The sequence below is a fragment of the Bacillus sp. AFS029533 genome (assembly GCF_002585125.1).
GTDB lineage: Bacteria > Bacillota > Bacilli > Bacillales > Bacillaceae_G > Gottfriedia > Gottfriedia luciferensis_B.
Map to the genome: position 1 here is coordinate 106561 of NZ_NUQC01000022.1, position 23137 is coordinate 129697.

Annotated in this window: 18 protein-coding genes and 1 pseudogene; 6 read left to right on the top strand and 13 right to left on the bottom strand. The window is 33.7% G+C overall.

The annotated features are described in order from the left end of the window. The first annotated feature begins 285 nt into the window (after positions 1–285). A complete protein-coding gene (locus tag COE53_RS13680) occupies positions 286–435 on the top strand; it encodes a BH0509 family protein (protein WP_175403455.1) in 150 nt (49 codons plus the stop codon). Positions 436–1165: 730 nt separating this feature from the next. On the opposite strand, the pseudogene COE53_RS13685 reads toward COE53_RS13680, so the two are convergent. From COE53_RS13685 to COE53_RS13710, 5 genes and pseudogenes are all read right to left on the bottom strand, one after another. Further along, a pseudogene (locus tag COE53_RS13685) lies at positions 1166–1960 on the bottom strand (IS3 family transposase); the annotation flags it as partial. Positions 1961–2250: 290 nt separating this feature from the next. Next, positions 2251–3768 carry a chitinase gene (locus COE53_RS13690; RefSeq protein ID WP_286162575.1) on the bottom strand — a complete coding sequence of 506 codons (1518 nt, stop codon included), beginning with the start codon at positions 3766–3768 and terminating at the stop codon, positions 2251–2253. A gap of 63 nt (positions 3769–3831) precedes the next feature. Then, positions 3832–6129: a glycosyltransferase family 2 protein gene (locus tag COE53_RS13695; RefSeq protein ID WP_091022946.1), complete on the bottom strand. Its 2298-nt coding sequence runs from the start codon at positions 6127–6129 to the stop codon at positions 3832–3834. Between the two features lie 379 nt (positions 6130–6508). Next, positions 6509–7384: a UTP--glucose-1-phosphate uridylyltransferase GalU gene (gene galU / locus COE53_RS13705; RefSeq protein ID WP_098948277.1), complete on the bottom strand. Its 876-nt coding sequence runs from the start codon at positions 7382–7384 to the stop codon at positions 6509–6511. A 1561-nt stretch (positions 7385–8945) separates the two neighbouring features. Continuing rightward, complete coding sequence (locus COE53_RS13710) at positions 8946–9632, bottom strand: winged helix-turn-helix domain-containing protein (RefSeq protein WP_069032771.1); 687 nt, start codon at positions 9630–9632, stop codon at positions 8946–8948. Between the two features lie 172 nt (positions 9633–9804). On the opposite strand from COE53_RS13710, the gene COE53_RS13715 reads away from it, so the two are divergent. Next, the gene (locus COE53_RS13715) at positions 9805–10758 is read left to right on the top strand and encodes a PstS family phosphate ABC transporter substrate-binding protein (RefSeq protein ID WP_098948278.1); all 954 of its coding nucleotides are present in this window, start codon (positions 9805–9807) and stop codon (positions 10756–10758) included. A gap of 70 nt (positions 10759–10828) precedes the next feature. Here COE53_RS13715 and COE53_RS13720 read toward each other — a convergent pair whose 3' ends face one another. The 7 genes from COE53_RS13720 to COE53_RS13750 all read right to left on the bottom strand — a co-directional run bounded on the left by COE53_RS13720 (position 10829) and on the right by COE53_RS13750 (position 19233). Beyond that, positions 10829–11794 carry a phosphotransferase enzyme family protein gene (locus COE53_RS13720; RefSeq protein ID WP_098948279.1) on the bottom strand — a complete coding sequence of 322 codons (966 nt, stop codon included), beginning with the start codon at positions 11792–11794 and terminating at the stop codon, positions 10829–10831. An 80-nt stretch (positions 11795–11874) separates the two neighbouring features. Further along, complete coding sequence (locus COE53_RS13725) at positions 11875–13428, bottom strand: response regulator transcription factor (RefSeq protein WP_098948280.1); 1554 nt, start codon at positions 13426–13428, stop codon at positions 11875–11877. After that, on the bottom strand, positions 13406–15235 hold the full coding sequence (locus COE53_RS13730; protein ID WP_069032767.1) for a sensor histidine kinase: 1830 nt from the start codon (positions 15233–15235) through the stop codon (positions 13406–13408). Before COE53_RS13730 ends, COE53_RS13725 begins: the two co-directional genes overlap by 23 nt. A gap of 399 nt (positions 15236–15634) precedes the next feature. Then, positions 15635–15829, bottom strand: coding sequence for a hypothetical protein (locus COE53_RS13735; RefSeq protein ID WP_069032766.1), 195 nt, complete (start codon positions 15827–15829; stop codon positions 15635–15637). A 237-nt stretch (positions 15830–16066) separates the two neighbouring features. Continuing rightward, positions 16067–17338, bottom strand: coding sequence for an ABC transporter substrate-binding protein (locus COE53_RS13740; RefSeq protein WP_069032765.1), 1272 nt, complete (start codon positions 17336–17338; stop codon positions 16067–16069). A gap of 129 nt (positions 17339–17467) precedes the next feature. Next, positions 17468–18298, bottom strand: a complete 831-nt coding sequence (locus COE53_RS13745) for a carbohydrate ABC transporter permease (protein WP_069032764.1) — start codon at positions 18296–18298, stop codon at positions 17468–17470. Continuing rightward, positions 18298–19233 carry a carbohydrate ABC transporter permease gene (locus COE53_RS13750; protein ID WP_069032763.1) on the bottom strand — a complete coding sequence of 312 codons (936 nt, stop codon included), beginning with the start codon at positions 19231–19233 and terminating at the stop codon, positions 18298–18300. Before COE53_RS13750 ends, COE53_RS13745 begins: the two co-directional genes overlap by 1 nt. Before the next feature lie 379 nt (positions 19234–19612). Here COE53_RS13750 and COE53_RS13755 point away from each other — a divergent pair, with 379 nt between their 5' ends. The 4 genes from COE53_RS13755 (at position 19613) to COE53_RS13770 (ending at position 22600) form a co-directional block, all read left to right on the top strand. Next, complete coding sequence (locus tag COE53_RS13755; protein ID WP_069032762.1) at positions 19613–20389, top strand: transporter substrate-binding domain-containing protein; 777 nt, start codon at positions 19613–19615, stop codon at positions 20387–20389. A 68-nt stretch (positions 20390–20457) separates the two neighbouring features. Then, a complete protein-coding gene (locus COE53_RS13760) occupies positions 20458–21111 on the top strand; it encodes an amino acid ABC transporter permease (RefSeq protein ID WP_098948281.1) in 654 nt (217 codons plus the stop codon). Beyond that, the gene (locus tag COE53_RS13765) at positions 21111–21833 is read left to right on the top strand and encodes an amino acid ABC transporter ATP-binding protein (RefSeq protein ID WP_069032795.1); all 723 of its coding nucleotides are present in this window, start codon (positions 21111–21113) and stop codon (positions 21831–21833) included. Before COE53_RS13760 ends, COE53_RS13765 begins: the two co-directional genes overlap by 1 nt. A gap of 23 nt (positions 21834–21856) precedes the next feature. After that, the gene (locus tag COE53_RS13770) at positions 21857–22600 is read left to right on the top strand and encodes a gamma-glutamyl-gamma-aminobutyrate hydrolase family protein (protein ID WP_098948282.1); all 744 of its coding nucleotides are present in this window, start codon (positions 21857–21859) and stop codon (positions 22598–22600) included. A gap of 97 nt (positions 22601–22697) precedes the next feature. Here the strand turns inward: COE53_RS13770 and COE53_RS13775 are convergent, their stop codons facing one another. Beyond that, complete coding sequence (locus COE53_RS13775) at positions 22698–23042, bottom strand: DUF805 domain-containing protein (RefSeq protein WP_069032759.1); 345 nt, start codon at positions 23040–23042, stop codon at positions 22698–22700. Positions 23043–23137: the final 95 nt, after the last annotated feature.

A 23137-nucleotide genomic window follows, 5' to 3' on the forward strand; every position in this document is an offset into this window, starting at 1 on the left:
TTGTCGGATTAATTACCCACATTATGGAAACCCTTACAAACCTGTCTAGTTATGTTACATTCATTAATGAAAATTGTAATATTAGATATTATTTCAGAATAATTAATGAGCTGTAAATTGAATAATAATCAATGAAAATATAAAAATAATTTTTTCCTTATTTAGTAAAAATTCACTAGCACATTTTGCTTTTTCTGTTATATAATAAAATATAAATAAATACACTGTATTAATACAGAGTTAAAACAAATTAATCATTAATTTAAATCAAAGGGAGTGTTGTTAATGATGAGTAGAGAAGAGCGTAAAAACATGGTTCAATTTTTGGAATTAACAAAAGGATTTTCAACTGAGGACTTAGTTTTCATGACGGATGCTGATTTAGAGCACCTTTACGACACAGCTTATACGTATATGTTACATCACGCTGAGTAAGATCTTACAACTTTGGTTTACTGCACTTATAAAATAAAAAGCTAGGTGAACATCCTAATTTGGATTCACCTAGCTTTTTCATTTGCCAATTTTTCTATCGTTAATGCTGTATCCAATTACTTATATTTCCTCTTTTTTGTTAAAACAAAAGACAACAAAATTCCTACTTCTCTGACTATTCCCCTCAACTTGAGATACAACAATTTTAAAAGAGTATTTACTATGCATCTTTTTGTTATATCGAAATTTTAATTTTTCCAATATATGGTAAATATACAGATTAACCTTTTTTGTTGTTTAGTGATAAAAATTGTATACAATTTGTACTTTTTTTCTAGCCATTTTGTCTAATAGGGTTTGTACAAAAAAAATTTTTTTTATTTAATTTTTAATAAAAAAATTTGTCTATTTTTTAATTAAAAACAACAAAAGTGTATTTCTCTATCCAAACCTTTGCCTTATAAAAATAAAAAAGCTAAAATGCATCCTTTAAAAGAATTCATCTAGCTTTTTAATTACACTTTATTCAATTAACTAGCGTTTCAAACCGATAGCATTTTTCCTTTATCGTTTAATATATTTAGGATAATTTGGCAGTTCCTCTATTTTATATTGTAAACTATGAATATAAATATCGATTAATCTTCTATTTTTATATTTGAATTGTAGTGACCCCATAAAGTTAGACTGGTTACTTCAATTAGGCAGCTTGTTGGGCATGAACTCGGTATTATTCTGGGCTCATGCCTTTTAATTTTGCCTTAATTCGTTTGTTATTGTAGTAATCTATATATTTAGCTAGTGCTTGTTTAAAGTGTTCGACACTGTTAAATTCTTTTAGATAAAGTAGTTCAGATTTCATGATACTAAAGAAACTTTCTATTACTGCGTTATCGTAACAGTTTCCTTTTCGTGATACTCTGCGTGATGCCATGTTTAATTAGGGTAGTACGATATTTTTTCATTTGATAGTGCCAGCCTTGATCTGAATGAATTAGTAGTATATCGGAATCTGTTAAACGTTCAAAAGGCTGCTCTAACACAGTTGATACAAGTGAATAAGTTAGACGTGAACCAATTGTATAAGCGATTATTTCACCGTTATATAAGTCCAACATAGATGAAAAATATAGCTCCTCTCCAAATAATTTAAATTCAGTAATATCTGTAACCCATTTCTCATTTGGTTTATCTGCTTGGAAATTTCTATCTAAAATATTCGGGGCAACCTTACCCACTTCACCTTTGTAAGAGCGATATTTCTTTACTTTTACAAGTGATTTTATCCCTAGTACTTTCATGAGTCGTTGAACTTTTTTATGATTTATTTTATAACCACGATTAGTAAGCTCGTCTCGAATTTTACGATAGCCATAACGACCTTCATGTTCCTCGTAAATTTCTTTTATCATTACTTTATCTCTGTGTCTGGATCAGGACGCTCTAGATTTTTCATCCAATAATAGTACGTACTACCCGGAATACTGGCGAGCAGTAGAAGTTTTTGTAACGAAAACTCATGCCTATGGGACGTTCCAAATAACTTACCAATAGAATGAAAACTTTCCTTACCTTCTAAATATCCTTTAACTACCGCTAATTTATGATCAATAGTAAATTTTGTCATAAAAAATGCACCTCCAAATGTTAGTCGTGTCTAACATTTGGGGTGCACTTCAAATGTGGAAAGCTTTTAAATAGATTCATATACCGGTTAATCGGCATTTCTGGTATATGGACTTTCTTATTGTTTCATTGTTTTTCATTTTAGTTAGGCAAAAATTAGGCACGTATCAATCATAAGCCTCACCGTCATTATTTGTTAATTTCCTTCAACACTTTCTTAATTTCATCTTGAGTCAACTGTTTCCATGGTTCCGCATCATCATTAGCCAGGGGTTTTTCAGGATTTTCATCTTTGTTCCACCATTTTGCCTCATACGGGATGCCATTAAACATTACCCGATCACCACCATTATAGACTTGTCCTTCTTCCCATTGCTGATAGGTTCCTTTCGGCAAGCTAACTATTGGCAATGGTTTTTCTCCAGGCAATACCGGACCAACAAGTTCCCAAGGAATTGTATTTTCATCCAAGATAGGTGCATCAGGAGCATCTCCTTTTGTCCACCATTTTGCTCTATATACATTGTGTCTCCAGACAACACGAGTACCTTTTAAATAGGTTGTCGATTCACTCCATATCTCATATGGGGAAGTTTTCGGATCATCCGGCTTATTCAAATCTACGTTCGTTACATCTGACTTGGTTGTCCGTTTTGCATCACCAGAAACACTACCATTCATATTCTCTTTCAAGATCGTTGCAAACTCTTGATTGCTTTGTCTAACACCACTGTAAAAGTTAGAAACACTTTGAATTCCAACACTATTCTCACTTGACTTCCTGTCACGGTTTGCTGACCACATAGACAATCGTCCTAAACCATTATCTACGGCAAATTTATTCAGCTTAGCAGCATCTTCTAAACTAAAAACTTCACCTTGGATATCATTTTGGCCAATCATTGGTGTTGCGCCTAGTTTTCTCCATAACGCTTTATCACTCAAGTTAACCCCTTGTTTTTGATAAATAATCCTTAGTTGGCGATGAGTTTTTTTCAAGGCATTAATCGAATTGTCTGCCATAGAAAGTGCTGAATTACGACTTTCTCCATAATTCATTGTCATAATATTGACGCCAGCTAAGTCTACTCCAGCTTTCAATAATGCTGTTACAGCATCCGTACCATCCTCAGTCAAACCTTGCGGGGTTACTGGTAATGTTACCCAAATAGCTAAGTCTTTTTTATCTTTCTTTCGTTCTTGCTGCAATTTTGCCAAAGCTTCCCCACGAAGTTTAGCGGCATGCTTATTTGTCAATCCTTCTTGCTCTAAATCCACATCAATCGTATTCAGATCATAACGCTTTACTACTTTTGCATATGCATTTTTCATTTTTCCAACATCTGTTGTTGTAATTCCTAATTCCGAATTGGATAAGCCACCAAATGAAACAATGACTTCCCCACCTTTTTGTCGTAGGCGAGCAATTCTACGGTCCATATCTAAATCCTCAGATGCCTGATCCAACGAATAGGCGCCTCCCCAACTAGGAACAGCACTATTTTTATTCTCACCTACTATGAAACCAAGCACAACATTACCATCGACTTTTTCAAATTCATATTGCGGTGTCAGTGTAGCATCGACATAAGCGGCAAACCAAGGGCTCGATTCTACTGCTGTTTTTTCTGTTTTTTTTGTTTTTTCTATTTTACTAACTACGACTATATTATCTCGATAAAAATAACTTGCTCCTACAGCTACCACAACTAAACATACCAACATTAAACGCGGTATAGACAATTTCTTTTTATTTTGCATAATCTTTAATCATCCTATTTTTTTATTGCTGAAATTAAGTTTATCTTCAACTTCAGTTGTCTCTGTATTTTCCATTTTGCCAAGTGAAATACTTAATGGGACTTCTGTTCGACCTTTATCATCACCATAGTATAAAACCGATTGCCAATTGATTTCTGATTGATTTTGTTCAACTTTTTCAGTTTGCTTAGGTTTTACTTCTACGAATATCCATTCTTTAAAGTTATGAACTAAATCCACAAGCATATTGACAGGTCCGATAAATATTAATGCAGCCCACCCACAAGTAAAGGCATTAAAAAAGGAAAATAAAGCATTTGGCCAATTTCCGAGCATGAAAGAGCGATAGCAAATAAAAATAGAATAAGCAATAATAATGATTGGCGCTAAGATATAAAGTGTTGGCGTGCCAGTCCGGTCATTAACCTTCGGTGTTCGTGCAAAAGGAATTTTTTCACTTGTTAATAACTGTTGGATTGACTTTAGTACTCCAGCCAAATTAACAGCCAACAAGATTAAATTCAGACCATAAATTCGGAAGATGTCCATTCGTTTATAACGATTGTATTTTAAATCACTCGCCATAGCAGTAAAGTAAGGGACAGCTGCTCCAACAATAAAAATACTCAATAAACGATCGTCAAAGGGATAAGCTAACAGGAAGATTAAGCCAAAACTAGCCCAAGCAATAGATGCCATGTAATTGACTCGCAACAAGATTTCCATTAACTTGATTGGATTCCCTTCTTGACGGCGTTGGCGAATAGTAGCAAATAGTTTCGACATAATGATTAATCCACCATTTGCCCAACGACGACGTTGGATAACTAAAGAACCGAAATCTGGTGGAGTTGCTGAGTAACTCATACGCTCCGGATAATTCGCCAAAGTCCAACCATTTTTTTCTAAATCAATACTAGACTCCGTATCCTCAATTACTGTACGGTCTTGGATAAAACGGCGAATTTTAAATCCATTTACATATTCTGTTTCAGCAATTTCCTCGATTGCACGTTTACGAATAACCGCGTTCGCCCCTACCCAAAAAGTCGCGCCATAATACGTTGTTCCTTGGTGTAAGGTATGTTGAATATCTGTTGTAGCACCAGCAATTCGTTCAATTCGAGTTGGACATCCACGGAAAGAAGAATAAGGAGTTTGTGTTACAGCTACATTTTCATTTCCTTCTTGATTCAATAGATAGACCAGACGTAAACAATACTCTCTTAGCAGAATAGAATCGGCATCAAGCGTTAGTAAAAATTCAGTATCTGGAATTACTAAATCTGCTTCTGCCTCTGAAGATACTCTCTGCAATACTTTACCAGCTGGTGTTTGGAGAATCTTGTAGCTCCCTCCCATTAAATCAATATAAGAGTTAAGATTCATAGCTTTATTGGCTTCATCAGATAAAGAAACAAACTGTTTTCGTTGGAAATACCCTACTTTTCCGGTAAAAATCCATACTAATCGAGAATAAAACTGATAGATCCGTTCATAGCTCATGTAATAATTTTCTTTTGTAGATTTCTCTAATGCTACTGCTGTTACATCTAATTCATCAGCTAAAGCTCTTAAAACTTGATTATTAAAGAAATCATCTACATGAGTCTCCGAAGGTTCTTCATCAGCAAATTTATTAATCCATTTGGCAGCATATTTATATTGCTTTATTAAATCATTTAAAGTAGAAGAAGTGATTTCTCCTGTTTTGTTATATGTATTTTCAAAATCGTCACGAGCTTTTGCTAGTTTTGTATAAGGGACTTCCAAAAGCTCTGTTATTTCTTTTGCAAGATTCATAGTTGCTTGCAATTTTTCCCTTTTTTGCGGATCTGTTGGATTCGGCTTATCATCAATCAAAAGTTGTACATTAATTTCCGGATATTCTTGTAAAACAGCTGATAGTAATGTTTTGCGAATAACGTCAATCTCTTCATCATACGAAGGAACCAAAACAGTAATTCCTGGTTGATTCTCAGAAAAATAAGCAGATAAGGTTTCCCGTGGGACCCGAGTATGCTCTTTAAATCGGATCAATGCCCCTTGTCTAGAATAAAGATACATCAATGCGGAAAAACATAGTGTCGTAACAATCAAAATATATAATCCCGCTTCAACGACTTGTTTAAAACTACCATTCCCATTATGCAGTTGATCAAAAATTGTGGATGCTACATAAAGTAGCCAAAATCCAATCGTAAACAAAATATAGATTCGATTCAATGTCAATTTTGCAGTGGATGGTTTTTCATGCACTCTTGGTAATGGTTCCAAATTGCTTTCAGTGTTAAATTGTCTTTTCATTTTGTTCATCCCTCTTGTTAGTCAACTCCCTATTTTAGGGTAAATAAAAAAATACAATGTTTTAACTATTTATGGGTGGGCAGATTAATTTGTCACGTCAAAAATCTCCCATCCTATTCAGAATAAACTCTTTTCCATTTTTACCGGAGTTTAAAAAAAGAAAATTGGACCTTTAGGATCTTCTAACTTTAAAATAATATCAATAATAATATGAACTGGTAATAGTAGTATAAGACCCAAAAAAGCGCCAGATAAATCCACTAAGCGCTTAGTAAATAAATAGATCCTTCTTTTTTCAATTGTTTCTTTCGATAAGAGTGGCTTTAGAAGCATATTCTGATTGTTCAAATCTCATTGCTTTCAAACTAATCTTCCATCCTTATTTAATATTTACTGTTAACATATCGTGTAAATACTTCAATAAATCTTCTCTAAGTTCTTCATTCTTTAATGCAAAATCAATTGTCGTTTTAATAAACCCTAATTTCTCTCCAACATCATGGCGTTTCCCTTCAAAATCATATGCAAACACACGTTGAATTGAATTTAATTTTTGAATTGCGTCTGTTAATTGAATTTCGCCACCTGCACCGATATTTTGTTCTTCTAAATACATAAAAATTTCAGGTGTAAATACATAACGACCCATGATTGCTAAATTAGAAGGTGCTGTACCTGGTGCTGGCTTTTCGACAAAGTTTTTTACTTCGTATCTTCTACCCTCTTGCACAATTGGTTCAACAATGCCATATCGATGTGTTTCTTCTTCTGGTACTGTTTGAACACCAATTACTGAAGAATATGTATTATCATATTGGTCCATTAGCTGCTTTAAACCTGGTGTTTGTGCTTCAACAATGTCATCACCTAGTAATACTGCAAATGGTTCGTTGCCGATAAAATTACGCGCACACCATACAGCATGACCTAATCCTTTAGGTTCTTTTTGTCTTATGTAATGAATGTCGATATTAGATGGAGCTTTAACTTGTTCTAATAACGCATATTTTTCTTTTTCTAATAAATTTTGTTCTAGCTCAAATGAATAATCAAAATGATCTTCAATTGCGCGTTTTCCTTTACCTGTTACGATAATGATATCTTCAATTCCTGATGCAATTGCTTCTTCAACAATGTATTGAATTGTTGGTTTGTCTACGATTGGTAGCATTTCTTTCGGCATTGCTTTTGTTGCAGGTAAAAAGCGTGTCCCTAAACCCGCTGCTGGTATAATCGCTTTTCTTACTTTTTTCATTTACAAATTCCCTTCATTGCTTTCTTTCCCCAAATTAATAAAGTTTCCACTTCTATATTCATGTGAGTAAATGAACAAGAAGAAACTCTATTTTCTTTTAAAATAAATATGATTTAGAGCATCGAACCCGTACTGATATACAAATCATTTCACAAGTGTGTGATGACTTGTAATGATCTGCTTAGACGCTAGTTGTCAAAGGTATTAAGGAGCATCAAACAGAATCTCATCATATTGTTCATGCTTTTGTACAATTTAAATTTAATTGATTAATAACTTCGTCGAAAATAGATGGACTCCTAATAACGACATTGTATGTTGATCAATTGAATATTTGTATGCATTTGATTATTCTGACAAATGAAAGAATCTTTTTGTTTCTTTTTGGTTAACTAATAATTGAGTTGAAGATTGATAAATTGGGGTTATAAATAAATAGCTAATGACTCCTGTAATCCGTTTATTATTCTATTAAAATATACCCTCAGATTCAACAATGCCAAGTATAACAATTACTTAACAAAAAGTTAAGTAAAAATTAACCTATAAATAGAAAGTTTTAGTTAAATTTACCATAAAACAAAACTTTTTGTCGATTTTTTTACTAATTTATGGAAACCCTTGTAAACCGGTCTATCATTTTTGTTACATTCATTAATGAAAATTGTAACAATAGATATTTTTCTAGAATAATTAATACGTTATAATTTGAATAATAATTAATGAAATGATTAAATTATCTTTTTTACTTTTTCAGTAAAAATCTCTAGCATATTTCAACTTTTTTGTTATACGATAATTAGCATATAAATGCACTGTATTAAAACAGATAAAAACAAATTAGTCAGTCATTTAAATCAAAAGGAGTATTGTTAATAATTAGTCGAGAAGAGCGTAAAAACATGATTCAACTTTTGGAATTAATAAAAAGATTTTCAACTGAGGACTTATTTTTCCTGATTTAGAGCACCTTTACGACACAGATTATACGTTTATGTTACATCACGCTGAGTTGATTTTATAACTTTGGTTTACTGAACTTATAAAATAAAAAGCTAAGTGTACATCCTTATTTGGATTCACATAGCTTTTTCATTTGCCAATTTTTCGAACGTTAATGCTATGTCTAATTACTTATATACCCTCTTTTTTTCAAATTTACAAAAAACAACAAAAGTCCTACTCCTTCGACTATATTCCTCAAATTGAGACAAAAAAATTAAAAAAGATTATATACGATGCATCATTTTGTTATATTAAAATCTTAATATTACCATAATATGGTAAATAAACAAATTAGGTATTTTTGTTGTTTAAGTTGCGAAAGCGTATAAATCCACCCGCTTTTAACTTAGTTTTTTGGTCTATTTGGGTTTATACATAAAAAAATTTTTTTCTAATTTTACTAAAAAAAGTTGTCTCTTATTATAGAAAAAAACTGCTTTTAAATAAAAACATATATTACGAATTCCCTACTCTCCCCAAAGCTCTGCCATATAAAAATAAAAAAGCTAAATGACATCCTTAAAAAAGAATGCACCTAGCTTTTTTACACACGTGTTCAATTAACAAGCGTTTCAAACCGATACCCTTTTCCCTTAATCGTTTTAATATATTTAGGATAATTCGGAAGTTCCTCAATTTTATGTCGTAAACTATGAATATAAATATCAATTAATCTTCTATTTTTATAAACAGAAATGACATCCATTAATTCTTCTCTTGTTACAATAAAGCCAGCCTTTTTTATTAAAAAAAGTAAAATTGCATATTCTCTTCCATTTAATTCAATCCTCATTTTGTTTTTATAAACCTCTTCTCGATTTAAATAGAAGGAAATCTCGCCAAAATTCAAAACTTTTTCTCGGTCTTCTTCAATTTTTTCGTTACCTGCCCTCCTCATTACTGCTTTTATTCTTGCGGATAAGTCTCTAGGATGAATCGGATATTTAACATATTGATCCGCTCCCGCTTCAATGCAAATCGCTGCTTCGTATGAATCGTAAGTTTCAACTAATAAGATGATTGGTATTTCTGTTATCCGTCTTATTCTCATGATTAATGGAATAAACTCGTCCAAAACTTGGCTTTTCATTAATACTATGCAACCTTTTAAGAAACCTAAATGAGTTTCTTCATTAAACTCTCCATATCGATATGTGCTGATTTTAATTAATCCGAATTGTTTACTTTGTTGAAGCACATGTTCAATCTCGTTTTGATCTTGGATGATGACAATTTGCTCCACCGTATATCTCTCCCATTTTTTACTGTTTATACGGTCATTTTAATTGGTTATTAACAAAAAAGGGGGACTTTCACTATACCTTTACAAATTCTTTACGTTGCGTTAAAAGCAAGTTAATCTTTGTGGGATATTGTAAGAAATGTAGCAAAAACAACGAAGGGGGAAACTGTAGATGTATCATAGAAAAATACTTTTATTAGTCGTCGTAATCACAGCTATGTTATCTTTAGCAGCTTGTGGGATTGCCTATCATCCTAATTCAAATACATCAGAAAAACAATTAACTGGTAGCATACTAATCGATGGTTCTTCTACCGTTTTCCCGATTATGCAAAAAATAACGAAACAATATAGATCTGCACAACCTGAAGTAACTATTTCATTAGGTAATAGTGGTACAATTGATGGCTTTAAAAAATTCGCAAATGGCGTAACAGATATAAATGACGCATCTCGCCCAATAACAAATAAAGAAGATGCAATCGCTAAACATAATAACATTGATTATATTCAATTAAAATTAGCTTACGACGGTCTATCAGTCGTAGTAAATAAAGACAATGATTTTGTTAATCAATTAACAGTTGAACAATTAAGAAAGTTGTGGTCAGTAAAAAGCAAAATAAAAACATGGAACGAACTAAACTCAGCTTGGCCAAAGGAAGAAATTAAATTCTTCAGCCCTGGTACTGAGTCAGGAACTTACGAATACTTTAATAAAACCATCTTAAATCAAACTGGCGAACGGAAAGATGCAAAAACGTCTGAAGATGACAAAAATCTTGCAGTTGATGTTGCTAGTGAAAAAGGTGCAATTGGATACTTTGGTCATGCTTACTATGAAGAAAACAAAGACAAATTAAAAATCGTACCAATCGTTAATCAAAAAACAGGTAAAGCAGTTTTACCAACTGAAGAGACAATCAAAAATGGGACTTACCCATTTTCTCGTGAACTCTACACATATGTAAATATAGACTCACTTAAACGTCCTGTTGTTTTAGACTATTTGAAATTTGCTAATGAAAATGCTCCAATATTAGCTGAGCAAGTTGGTTATATCCCATTAGAAGATGATCAATATGAAAGCAATATTAATAAGATAGAAGAAGCTAGACATAACTAAACTTACTTACCCCCCATTTAAATATAAAAAAAGCTACGATTCTTGTTTGAATCGTAGCTTTTTGTTTAATTTATAGATCAATTATCGTCTTCTTATTAACAATTCTCTCTTTAAGTTCTTCACAAAGTTCAATAACCCTTTGCGTTTTCTCTTCATATTTCATATTCAATACATGATAAAGTGTAAGATCACGACATTTTAAAAATGAAGGAATTCGGCTATACCATTCTTCATCTAATACATACTCGGTTTCATAACCTTTTCGAAAGATTTCTAACTGTCTTTTTGCGAATTTAGATTTTTCTTCAAATGATGCCTTACTACCCCAAGCAGTATAATATAAGACGATTGCGATATCTGAAATGAAATAATTATATTGCAAATCATCGAAATCAAATGCCGTTATTTCACCTTTATCATTTAGGAAGAAATTGTGGAGATGTAAGTCACTATGAATTAATCCATATGAATCTTTCTTTCTTTCATAAGCTTGGATTTCTTCAATTAAATCCTTCGTAAAAATGCCAAGTTCTTCATCAGCTAACATTTCATTTAAATACGCTTCTTCGTCCCAATGCTCACGAAGGTTTGTTACAGGGTAATCCACTGTTAAGGCGTGGAGCTTTCCGATCGTTTTTCCCCATGCGTACATTAAGTCATCATTCCACACAGCTGGGTTTGTACGATCAACTAATTGCCCGTCTGCCCATTCAAACATTGATGCATAAAAACTTGTGCCATCACTTGCATGTTGGACTTCTACTAAATTACCGTTTAATGAAGTTAAAGAACCTGCTGCATTTGCTCCGTTTTCTCTAGCATATTTTAAAAATTTAAGCTCTGCCTCAATTTCTTCCTTTGAGCGATGAGATGAATGCGTTAATCGTAAAATGCGATCCGTTCCATCTGCCAGCTTACCTTTAAATAGATAGTTCTCAAATTCTCCGACTGGTTTTTCATCTACTGTAATACCAAATTGTGCTGCTGCATTCGTTAAAATTTCTTTTGTAAAAACTCTTTCAACTGCCTGTTCCATTTTTTAATCCCCCGAAACGTAAGAATAAATATCTAAATTACTTATTCCTCAGTTTCCAAGGATTTCCTGCAACTTTTTTACTAATCATTCATATTTCGGTATTCATTTGGGGTCATCCCAACAATTTTCTTAAACACTTTTCGAAAGTATTTGTCATCCTGATAACCAATTTTCCCAGCTATTTCATAAATTTTTAAATTGGGGAACTTCAATAATTCCTTTGCTTTTTCGATCCTAATTGAAACAATATAATCTGAAATATTCACACCGTAAATTTGTTTAAACTTACGGGATATATATTCACGACTTAAATAAAATTTCTCTGAAAACTCCTGGAGTGAAATTTCTTCGGCATAGTTAAGCTGAATATAATTGGCGATTGCCTCGATACTATTTAGTTCTTGGTTCGTTTGATTTTTCTCTTGAATGATCGATTGCACTCTTTCCCTTTGAGTTGCTACATAATCACCAATTTCAAAATGCCCTCTCGCATTCCAGAACAATTCTAGATTCACTTCCTGAATGGTTTGAAGCGATAGTTTATTTATCCAGTGATTAAGGAAAATTAGAAACTCCTGATGTAATGAAAGTAACTGTGCAAAAGGAAGATAATTCTTCTGTGCGATTCGTTTACTAAACAGTTGAATGACTTCATCGTAAATATAAATATCCTGTTTCTCAACCATTTGTTCAAATAAGTTGATGATTTCTACTAGATTAATCGGATGATACTCCTTTATATCTTCATAAGAATAAACTGGTACATCTCGCTTTTCTAAAATATTTACATGCTGTAGAACATTTACAACTTCCTCATACCCAGACTGGATCGATTCAATTGTTAACTTTCTACTGATTGCAAAATGAAACGGAAAAGGCACAACTGTCGATAAAATTTTAGCAATATGTTGGATACTGTCAGTGACTTGTTCTCCCCAATATATTAAACAAATCTCCTTTGTGCCTTGTAAATTACGAAATGCAATTCCTCCATTTTGACTTTGAAGAACTTCATTTACAATATTCAATAGGGCAAAAAAGCATAAATCCTCTGGCCAAATATCTTTGAATGTCTCTAGATTTCGTAATTTTAGTAAAGAAACATGTAAAGTTTGCCCTTCTTCATATCCTAATTGGTTTAGCATATTCTGATTAAATTCTTTCCCGTAAATTGCATTTGTTAATTGTTTATCTCTGTAAACAGGTAAAACTTCCTGCAGCAAACGAAAATCATTTAACGCATCAATTCTCTCTTTTTCTTTTTCATTCCAATCTGATACAACTTTTACTAAAGTTTCATTCAATATATCCGGATCAATTGGTTTCAATAAGTAATCAGACGCACCGAACTGAATGGCTTCTCTCATATAATGATAGTCATCATATCCCGTTACAACGATTACTTTGCAATTAATATTTTCTGAATGAAGCCACTTTAATAATCCTCTACCATCTAGTTCTGGCATCATTAAATCAGTAAAGATAATTGTCGGTCTTTCCTTTCTAATGATGTCTTGGGCAATCGCTCCATTTTCTGCTTCTAATATTTCAGTAACACCAATTGCATCCCAATCTGCAAGAAGTTTTACACCTTCTCGTACATGCTTTTCGTCATCTATTAGTAGAACCTTCATGATTAACTTCTCCTCTTGTCATTTCAATCGGTAAGATTATCGTTACAACAAAGTTTTCATGCTTCACACTTTCTATTTTTACTTCTGCTTTTTTACCATAATAAAAATGAAGGCGATCAGAAATATTTTTTAACCCGATACTCTCGTTCGTATTTAATCCATCTTCTGATAGCGACGAATTGATGTTTTCTAATTCCTCTTCTGTTGCCCCTTCACCATTATCAGCAATGACTATTTTTAAACGATTATCTTGTTGTCTATGAATCGAAATATTTAATTCACCAAGCTTTTGTTGTTTTTCAAAGCCGTGTTTAAAGAAATTTTCTACGATTGGCTGTAAAATCATTTTTGGCATTTTTACTTTGTTTAACCCTTCATCCACTTCCAGGTTATAGACAAATTTGCCATCATATCGTTCATTTTGAAGCGATAAATAATCTTTTATATGGTTTAATTCATCCTTAAGCGTCACAAAATCCTCATTATTTTTCATGCTATATCTCATGATTTTCGATAGTGACATAATTAATCGATACACTTTAATTCCGTCATTTTTTAGTGAAAGAGTTCCAATTGACTGCAAGGCGTTGTATAAAAAATGCGGATTTATTTGAGACTGAAGTACTTTTAATTGATTCGTTTTATTCTCTATTTGAAGCTTGTACTCTTTTATATATAAATCGTTTAACGTATCGACCATTGAAGTAAAATGTTTACCTAACTGCCCAAACTCATCATTTCCTAACGTATCAAAGGAAACAGCAAGTTCTCCCTTCTCAATTCGCTGCATATCTCGAATTAAGATTCGTATTGGTCGTGTAAATCTGAAGGATACGATAATGGTTAAAATGATGACTAATAAGACTGAAATCGCTCCTAGTGTAACTGTAATTTTTAATAACTGATTTGAATTATGATAGAGATTTTTATAAGGAATGCTTTTAATGACCGTCCATTGTTGATGATTACTTGTGATTTTGTCATACACATAAACACCACTAAAGTCCTTATCCTTCCAATCAAAACTTGCTTCACCCGATCGATCTGAGGTTATTTTTTTATACCATTTTGTTTCTAGCTTTTTTCCAATTAGTCTTTTTTCAGAAGAATACAAAACAACATTCCCATCACCAACAACGAAAAGATGTTCCTCTCCTTTTTTATAAATACGATCGAAAATCTCTTTAATTCTACTTAATTCAATATCAATCGATAAGAAACCTAACCATTGGTCTGAAGTAACATTATTCAAAAAATAATGAAATGATACAACCTGTTTAACTGGCTCGATTCGAAAATCGGATAAATTATTATAGTTTTGAATCGGATGAGTCGGTTGAATATAATACGAGTCCCTCGAATAACTTAAATTACGATATGCAGGAATTTGATTAAAATTATACAATTTCCCACGACTACTCACCTTTGCATTGTAGACGGTGTAATCATCCTTACCTTTCGTTAAATACAAATGTAACTGCACGAACTCTCTTCTAGAAAAATAAAGTCCTAATAAACTGCGTTGAATTTCAGCAGAATTTTGTTCGATGTAAGCAGTAGCACCATTTTCTAACACGGACAAAAACGGTCTATTACTATAAATGGACAATGGAATACCGTAAATCTCATTATAATAATTCAATAAATCATTCCCACTACGTTTCAATAAATCATGGTTTGTATTTACAAATTCCTTTGTTACTGTGTTCTTTGTATAAAAATAATTTGCGATAATTGATAATCCAAAAGGAATAATCGTGGCGATTAATAATAAGATTATTAGCTTACTTCTAATACTGTTTTTCATGATAACATCCTTTGCGGAAACGTTTGCACTTTCTACTATCTAGTTTATCAGAAAGTTTAAATTTTAAATATAGAAAACTGGAGGTTAGCTCTTATTCTTGATACGTGCAAGAGGGGTTCATTTTAATGGGAAGGCTTTTTCGCGTGTCTACTAAAGGAGATAAACATAAACTTTTTTTCCAAGGCTTTTATGATAATTCGCTTCCTTCTTTGACTAACCTGCCAAATACATAAATAAAAAAGCAACCGAATGGCTGCTCTTGTTGTTCAACTTAATCACGTCGATAGTGCAAGAAATGATATTCTTATTGCAAATAATATGTTACCAATTTGGATTATTTAAGGACTTGTGTTCATCGACATTCCTTCCATCGTCTTTGGCTAGTCATTAATACACTGGTTATTCAATACATATTATTCGACCATCCACACGACAACAAAATACACCTCTAAACTCAAAACAATCAGTGGGATCTAAATTTTCAATATCGTCTTCATCTAGCTTTCTAAGTTTATTTAGTATTTCTTGCATTCGTTGTATATCTACCTTTGTCACCTTATTTCCACAAGAGCAATTACATTTTCTCTTTTTCATTTAAAATCACTCCTTTATTTCAAATATATGTTCGAAATGAAGGAGGGCTTGTACAAACTACTATTAATGAAAAAAAGAGTCTAAAAAATTTATTAACTTTTGTACTTAGATCGATCTTATTCGAAATACTAATTTATTCCTTAACAGGGCATAAAAAATTAAAAACCCACAAGGAATTAATTCCTTGTGGGTTGCCTTAATCTATAGGGTATTTCAGGGAAGCCTAAAATTAAGAACTTATTTTTTTAATTTCATCCAAGTATCTTCAAGAGATTTTAACATTTCGTCAGCAGATTTTTGCTTTCCAACGTAAGCTTGCATTGATGCACCAAACTCATTTGTAGCGCCATCTGGGTATTTGAACCAGTTCCAAGATAATGTTTTACCTTCAGCAGAGTATTTTTGTAAGTCGTCTGCGATTGGTCCTAAGTTTTTACCTTGAATTGTTTTTAAAGCAGGAATGAACTTGAATTTTTCTACAATGTATTTCTTACCTGTATCAGAAGTAACCATCCACTCTAAGAATTTCTTAGCTTCTTCTTTGTTTTTAGAGTTTTTGTTAACTACCCAGTTATTTGGTACTCCCATTGGTAATTTGTCCATAGCTGCTTTGTCATCGTTGATTGGAATTGGTAACACACCTAAGTTCATGTTTGGAGTAATTCCATCAATCATGCCTTGAATCCAGTTACCTTGTTGGATCATAGCAGTTTTACCTTGAGCAAAGTTTGTAACTTGAGTGTTGTAATCAGTTGTTAAAGGATTTTTATTTCCGTATTTGATTGTTAAATCAAACAGTTTCATAAATTGTTTGAATTTCTCGTTGTCTTGAATTTTCACTTTACCAGAATTAACATCAGCCATGAATTTATCTGGATCTTGCTGTTGAGCGAAAGGAATATTTAATAAGTGAATTCCTAGAATCCACCACTCACCGTATCCAACTGAGAATGGTGTGATACCTGCTTTTTGAAGCTTTTCAGCTGCAGCAGTTAATTCGCTTAACGTTTTTGGTGCTTCAGTAATACCAGCTTTTGCGAATAAATCTTTATTGTAAATAAATCCATAACCTTCAGTATTCATTGGCATACCGTAAAGTTTGCCGTCAATTGTCATTGGTTTTTCAGTTCCTGGATATAAATCTTTTACCCATGATTGATCAGAAAGATCTTCTAATTTATCTTTCCAAGTTACTGCTTCTTGGAATCCACCGTTGTTAAAGATATCAGGCTCGTTACCTGAAGCAAATTGAGCTTTTAATGCAGCACCGTAGTCAGCACCGCCACCAACAGTTTGAATTTTAACTGTTACGTTTGGATTTTCCTTATGGTAATCCTTCGCCATTTGTTCTAAATCTTTCGCAATCTCAGCTTTAAACTGGAATACGTTTAATGTTACTTTTTTATCCTTTGAATCATTTGAACCTTTGTCTGAAGATCCTCCAGAACAAGCAGAGAATAACATCACTGAAGTTGTTAATGCTGCTGCTACCTTTAGCATCTTTTTCATCCTAAAAACCCCCGTCTCAATATTCTATATTTTGAATACGCTTTCATTATACCTTTAAAAATAAACAACTATGGATAGCCTATATTGACATGATGGGTGGAATATATTGATAGCTTCCACCCAATCACATTATTTAATTGAACCGCTCGTAATACCTTTAATAATATGTTTCTGTGCTGCAAAGTAGAAAATTAATAGTGGCGTTATGCCTAAAACAAGTCCAGATAACGCTAAGTTCCACTGTTTTGTATATGCTCCAAAGAAGTAGAATGTAGCAAGAGGAATTGTTCTTAACTCCATATCTCTTAATACAAGTGATGGTAATAAGAAGTCATTCCAAATCCATAAAGTATTTAAGATAACAATTGTAACCGTAATTGGTTTTAATAGTGGGAAAACAACTTTCCAGAAAACCATAGTCGGTGAACAACCATCAATAATTGCTGCTTCCTCTAACTCAATTGGAATTGTTTTAATAAATCCATGATATAGGAAGATTGATAATGCTGATCCGAAACCTAAATACATTATGACTAGTCCCCAATGGCTATTCATTAAATGAAGCGTACTTCCAACTTTCACTAATGGGATCATAATTGATTGGAACGGGATAACCATTGTTGCTACAAAGATAAAGAAAATGATATTTGAAATCTTACTTTTTGAACGAACTAATTTATAAGCTGCCATTGAACAGAAAAAGACGATTACAACATTACTAACAATTGTCACGATTAACGAGTTCATTAGCGCTTTCCAGAAATTCATAACTTCAATTGCTTGTTGATAGTTTGTAAAATCTAAGCTTTTTGGAAGCGAAGATGTATTTTGTAAAATATCAGCAAATGATTTAAATGAGTTACCTAACACATAATAAAAAGGAACTAAGAAGATGAGAGCAAGTATAATTGCCGCTATTTCTAATATAAAAGTAAAGCCTGTATATCGTTCTTTTAGCATTATGCCTCAACCTCCCTCTTCTTCGTAATGTAAACTTGAATTACTGAAATTAACGCAACGACTACGAAGAATACGATCGCTTTTGCTTCACCTAATCCATAACGGTTATTAACAAAAGCTTCGGTGTAAATGTTTAAAGCTAACATCTCAGTAGACTTAAATGGTCCACCATTTGTTAATGAAAGGTTTGTATCAAACACTTTAAATGACCATGAAATTGTTAAGAATAAACAAACTGTTACAGCTGGTGCTACCATTGGAATAATGATTTTACGTAACACTTGGAATTTATTCGCACCATCAATTTGAGCTGCTTCAATTAATTCCTGAGGTACACCTTGCAGAGCCGCTACATAAATAACCATTATATAACCTGCACCTTGCCAAACTGCTACGATGACAATTGCCCAGAACGCACCTTTTTCTTCACCTAAAAGTGCTCTTTGTAAAAAGTCTGAATGCAATAATTGTCCAATTGAAATTAAACCTTTATTAAAGATGAACTGCCAAATGAAACCTAATAATAATCCACCGATTAAATTTGGAAGGAAAAAGACCGTTCTTAAAATATTGCTAGTCTTTAAGCTTTGCGTTACGATCAACGCTAAACCAAAACCAATCACATTGGTTAGGATTACAGCGAAAAATGTATATTTACCAGTTAATATAAACGAATGGATAAAATCCGTATCTTTCGTAAAAATGTATTTATAATTTTCAAGTCCGACCCACTTAGCAGAATCAGCTACACCATCCCACTGAGTAAATGAATAGAAAAAGCCGATTAAAAATGGCGTTAACACGATCGCTGCAAAAACAATAGTTGCTGGTCCTACAAACGTAAGATAATTTAAAAAATCTCTTAATTTTTTAGATGACTTCTTTGTCTTAGCATCTGTTAAATTTGTATCAATCACTTTTTTCGTTTCAATCATCTGTAACACCTCCACTATCATCATAAAATACCTCCGGGGTTGTGAAAACGTATTCATTTGAACAGTAGGGTGGAATATATTGACCAACTGAAAATTTAGCATGAAGACTCCAATTCTACCCTCCCTCTAAAATGAACCATATAAATTCTTTTAGATGCATTGCCATTCTTTCAAAATAGCAATCTTTAAATTAGATATTCATAGACAAATTCAGCTAAATTAAGTGATTTTTTTACAAATCTCTAGTCAACTTCAATAGAATTTTGTCAAAACTAAGTAAAATTATTAGATTTTTCAGAAAATGAAGGGTTTTTGTATTAAAATAGCGAAATCAGAATGTGTTAAGAACAAAATGGAAAATTTAGGAGGAGGAGAACCCATGAAACACACTTGGAAAGTAGTAGCACTTAGTAGTGTACTTGCACTAGCGTTAACAGGTTGTGGCAAAGCCGATAGTATCAAAGTTGGTCAAGACGGCCAAAAAACACATAAGTTAGTATTTGCTACAACTGCAGATGGTGGAGCGTTTGGAAATTTAGAAAATGGAAAGTTTACTGGATTTGACATCGACGTTGTCGAAAGCATCGCGAAAAAGGAAGGCTATACAATCGAATGGAAAGACATGAAGTTTGATGGTATTATCCCTTCACTGAAAACAAAACAAATTGATGGCGCGGCTGCAGCCATTACGATTCGTGATGATCGAAAAGCTGTTACAAACTTCACCGATAGCTATTTTGAAAGTGGATTGGTGCTCGTTGTAAAAGATGGTAGTTCAATTAAAGACGTATCTGACTTAAAAGGCAAAACCATTGTCGCGAAAAACGGTACCTCCGGCTTAGAAAAAGCAAATGAACTTGCGAAAAAGTACGGTGCGAAAGTGAAGATTTTAGAAGATGAGCCAACGCTTTATTTAGACGTTCAAAATGGACAAAGTGACGCATTGATCAATGATTATCCATTTGTGGCGGATAAAATGAAATCAGGGACTGCAAAAGGCTTGAAAATTGTTGGCGAGCGCTTAACAGGGGAAGATTACGGAATTGCAATCGCTAAAAATGAGCCTAAAGTTTTAAAAGACTTTAACGAAGGATTAAAAGAGTTAAAAGAAGACGGTACATACGACAAGTTACATAAGCAATACTTCGGTGAATAACCAACTTCACAAAAAAGGCGCATAAGACCTGCGCCTTTTTTCACATCAATTGAATAAGGAGTGAAAATATGAGAGGTTTTGAATTGGTTTGGGATGACATGCCATTTTTGCTAGATGGTGCCCTTCATACGATCGAAATTGCGATCATCGCGCTATTTTTCGCAACTATTTTAGGTTTAATGTTCGGTGTATTTGCCATTAGTGGGAATCGGGTGTTAACAAATATCACACGAGTATATGTAAGTATCATCCGCGGAACTCCTCTGTATGTACAAGTCATCTTTTTGTATTTCGCGATTTTCCCACTCTTATTTAAAGGTGGACTACCAGCAATGGTAGTTGGGTCACTAGCCTTATCTGTCAATGGTGGTGCCTATTTGTCCGAGGTATTTAAAGCAGGGATTCAATCGATTGATAAGGGGCAAGAAGAAGCAAGTCGCGCCATTGGATTTACGAATGCACAAACGTTTCGTCTTGTCATCTTGCCACAAGCGGTGAAACGAATGATTCCAGCTTTTTTAAATCAATTTAGTACGACCTTAAAAGATACTTCATTACTAGCAGTCATCAGCATTGTTGAGCTCATGTACAGTGCACAAATTAAGTATTCGAATAACTTCGAGATTTTTGCCTATTTATTCGTAATTTCCTTGATGTACTGGGTCATGGTAACTTCGATGAATATGTTCGCTGAAACCGTCGAAAGGAGAATCCTGAAATGATGATTGTATTAAAAGACATCGAAAAAGCATTTGGTGAAAACGTCGTGTTAAGAAATATCAATCTAACGATTCCAAAAGGACAAGTGGTGTGTTTAATTGGAGCGTCAGGGTCAGGGAAATCGACACTACTCCGTTGTATCAATCAATTAGAAATCCCGACAAAAGGAGACGTGTTTTTTGAAGGAGAGCTAATAACCGCTCCTAATCATGACATGACCAAAACGCGCCAACAAATGGGTATGGTATTTCAGCAATTTAATTTATTTCCACACAAAACGGTGCTTGAAAATATCACACTCGCACTTTGTCACATCAAAAAAATGGATAAATCGGAAGCTGAAAGACTGGCCCTTGAATACTTAGCAAAAGTAGATCTCGTTGAGAAAAAGGATACTTATCCACGCAGTTTATCCGGTGGACAGCAGCAACGAGTAGCTATTGCACGGGCACTGGCCATGAACCCAAAAGTAATGCTATTTGATGAACCAACGAGTGCGCTTGATCCTGAAACGGTTGGAGAGGTTCTAACCGTAATGCGTAAACTCGCTAACGAAGGTATGACGATGATTATTGTGACGCACGAAATGGGCTTTGCGAAAGAAGTAGCCGACCGAATTTTATTTTTACATAATGGTACAATCGAAGAAGACGACATACCAATAGCTATTTTTGGTGGGGCGAAAAGCCAACGACTTCGTGCATTTTTAGATAAAGTGTTGTAACGAAATCGAAAGGATGAAAAAACATGACAAAACCAATCATCGGGATTACAACATCCTATGTGAAACATAACAATAATATGGAAGGAGTGTATATCCACCAGGATTACCACCAAGCCATTGAACGTGGTGGTGGCATTCCACTTCTACTACCCACAATTAGCGATCCAGATGCAATCAATTGCTATGTAAATCTTTGTGACGGGTTCATTTTCAGTGGGGGTGAAGACTTGGACCCGGTCTTTTTCGGGCAAGATCCACATCCGAAAATCGGCTTTTTTAAAACCGATCGCGATGAATTTGAGCTCACTTTATTTCACGCCGTTCGAAAAACAGGAAAACCAATCTTTGGTGTGTGCCGTGGACTGCAACTTATTAATGTCGCATGTGGTGGGACGCTCATTCAAGATATCGAAACACATTGCTCGCACATGATGCGACATGAGCAGACAGTTCCGCGCTCCCTCCCTTTTCACACTGTATCAATTAGAGAAAGCAAGTTGCATGAGATCATTGGCACAAATGAGATCAAAGTGAACTCCCTGCACCATCAGGCAATTGATGAACTTGGTGACGGTCTGGTAATCACCGCACGATCAAATGACGGGATAATTGAAGCAATCGAAGGAAGTGACGATCCACATTTGGTGGCGGTCCAGTGGCATCCAGAATCAATGAGCGAGAAACACGAAACAATGCAGCGTCTGTTTGATACGCTTATCAAAACAGCTTGTGAAAAAAGAGAAAGAGTTGTCCATAAGTCAGAGTAACTGACTTATGAACAACCTTTTTTTTATAAATTTTACAATCCTATGAACACTAAAAAACCGCCTTTAACAAGGCGGTCATACTCTTTATAACCTATCGCTAATACTTAGGATTCGCCCCAAATCGATTATCTCCCTCTTCACTATCCAAACAGAAGAAAACTATAAGAATAATCGTACCAATAAACGGAATGATTCCAATTAACAGCCACCAGCCACTTCTACCTGAATCATGTAATCTGCGGGCCCCTACTGCTAAAGATGGCAATATCGTCAAAAGTCCGTAAATTCCAGTTAATATATTATCGATATCCGCAATGCTTTGTAAAATCGAAAGTATAATAGTGATAATGGCATTAAACAGGAAAAACATCCAATACTCTGTTCTTCTAGCTCTTCCGCTGAATACTACGTAATTCTTTAATACTTTTAAATACCATTCCACGATGGATCCCTCCTAAGAAGTAAATACGGTACATTTAAGTCTATTCTTAATACCCATGTAACATTATTAATTTTTAATAATAGGACAATCAATTT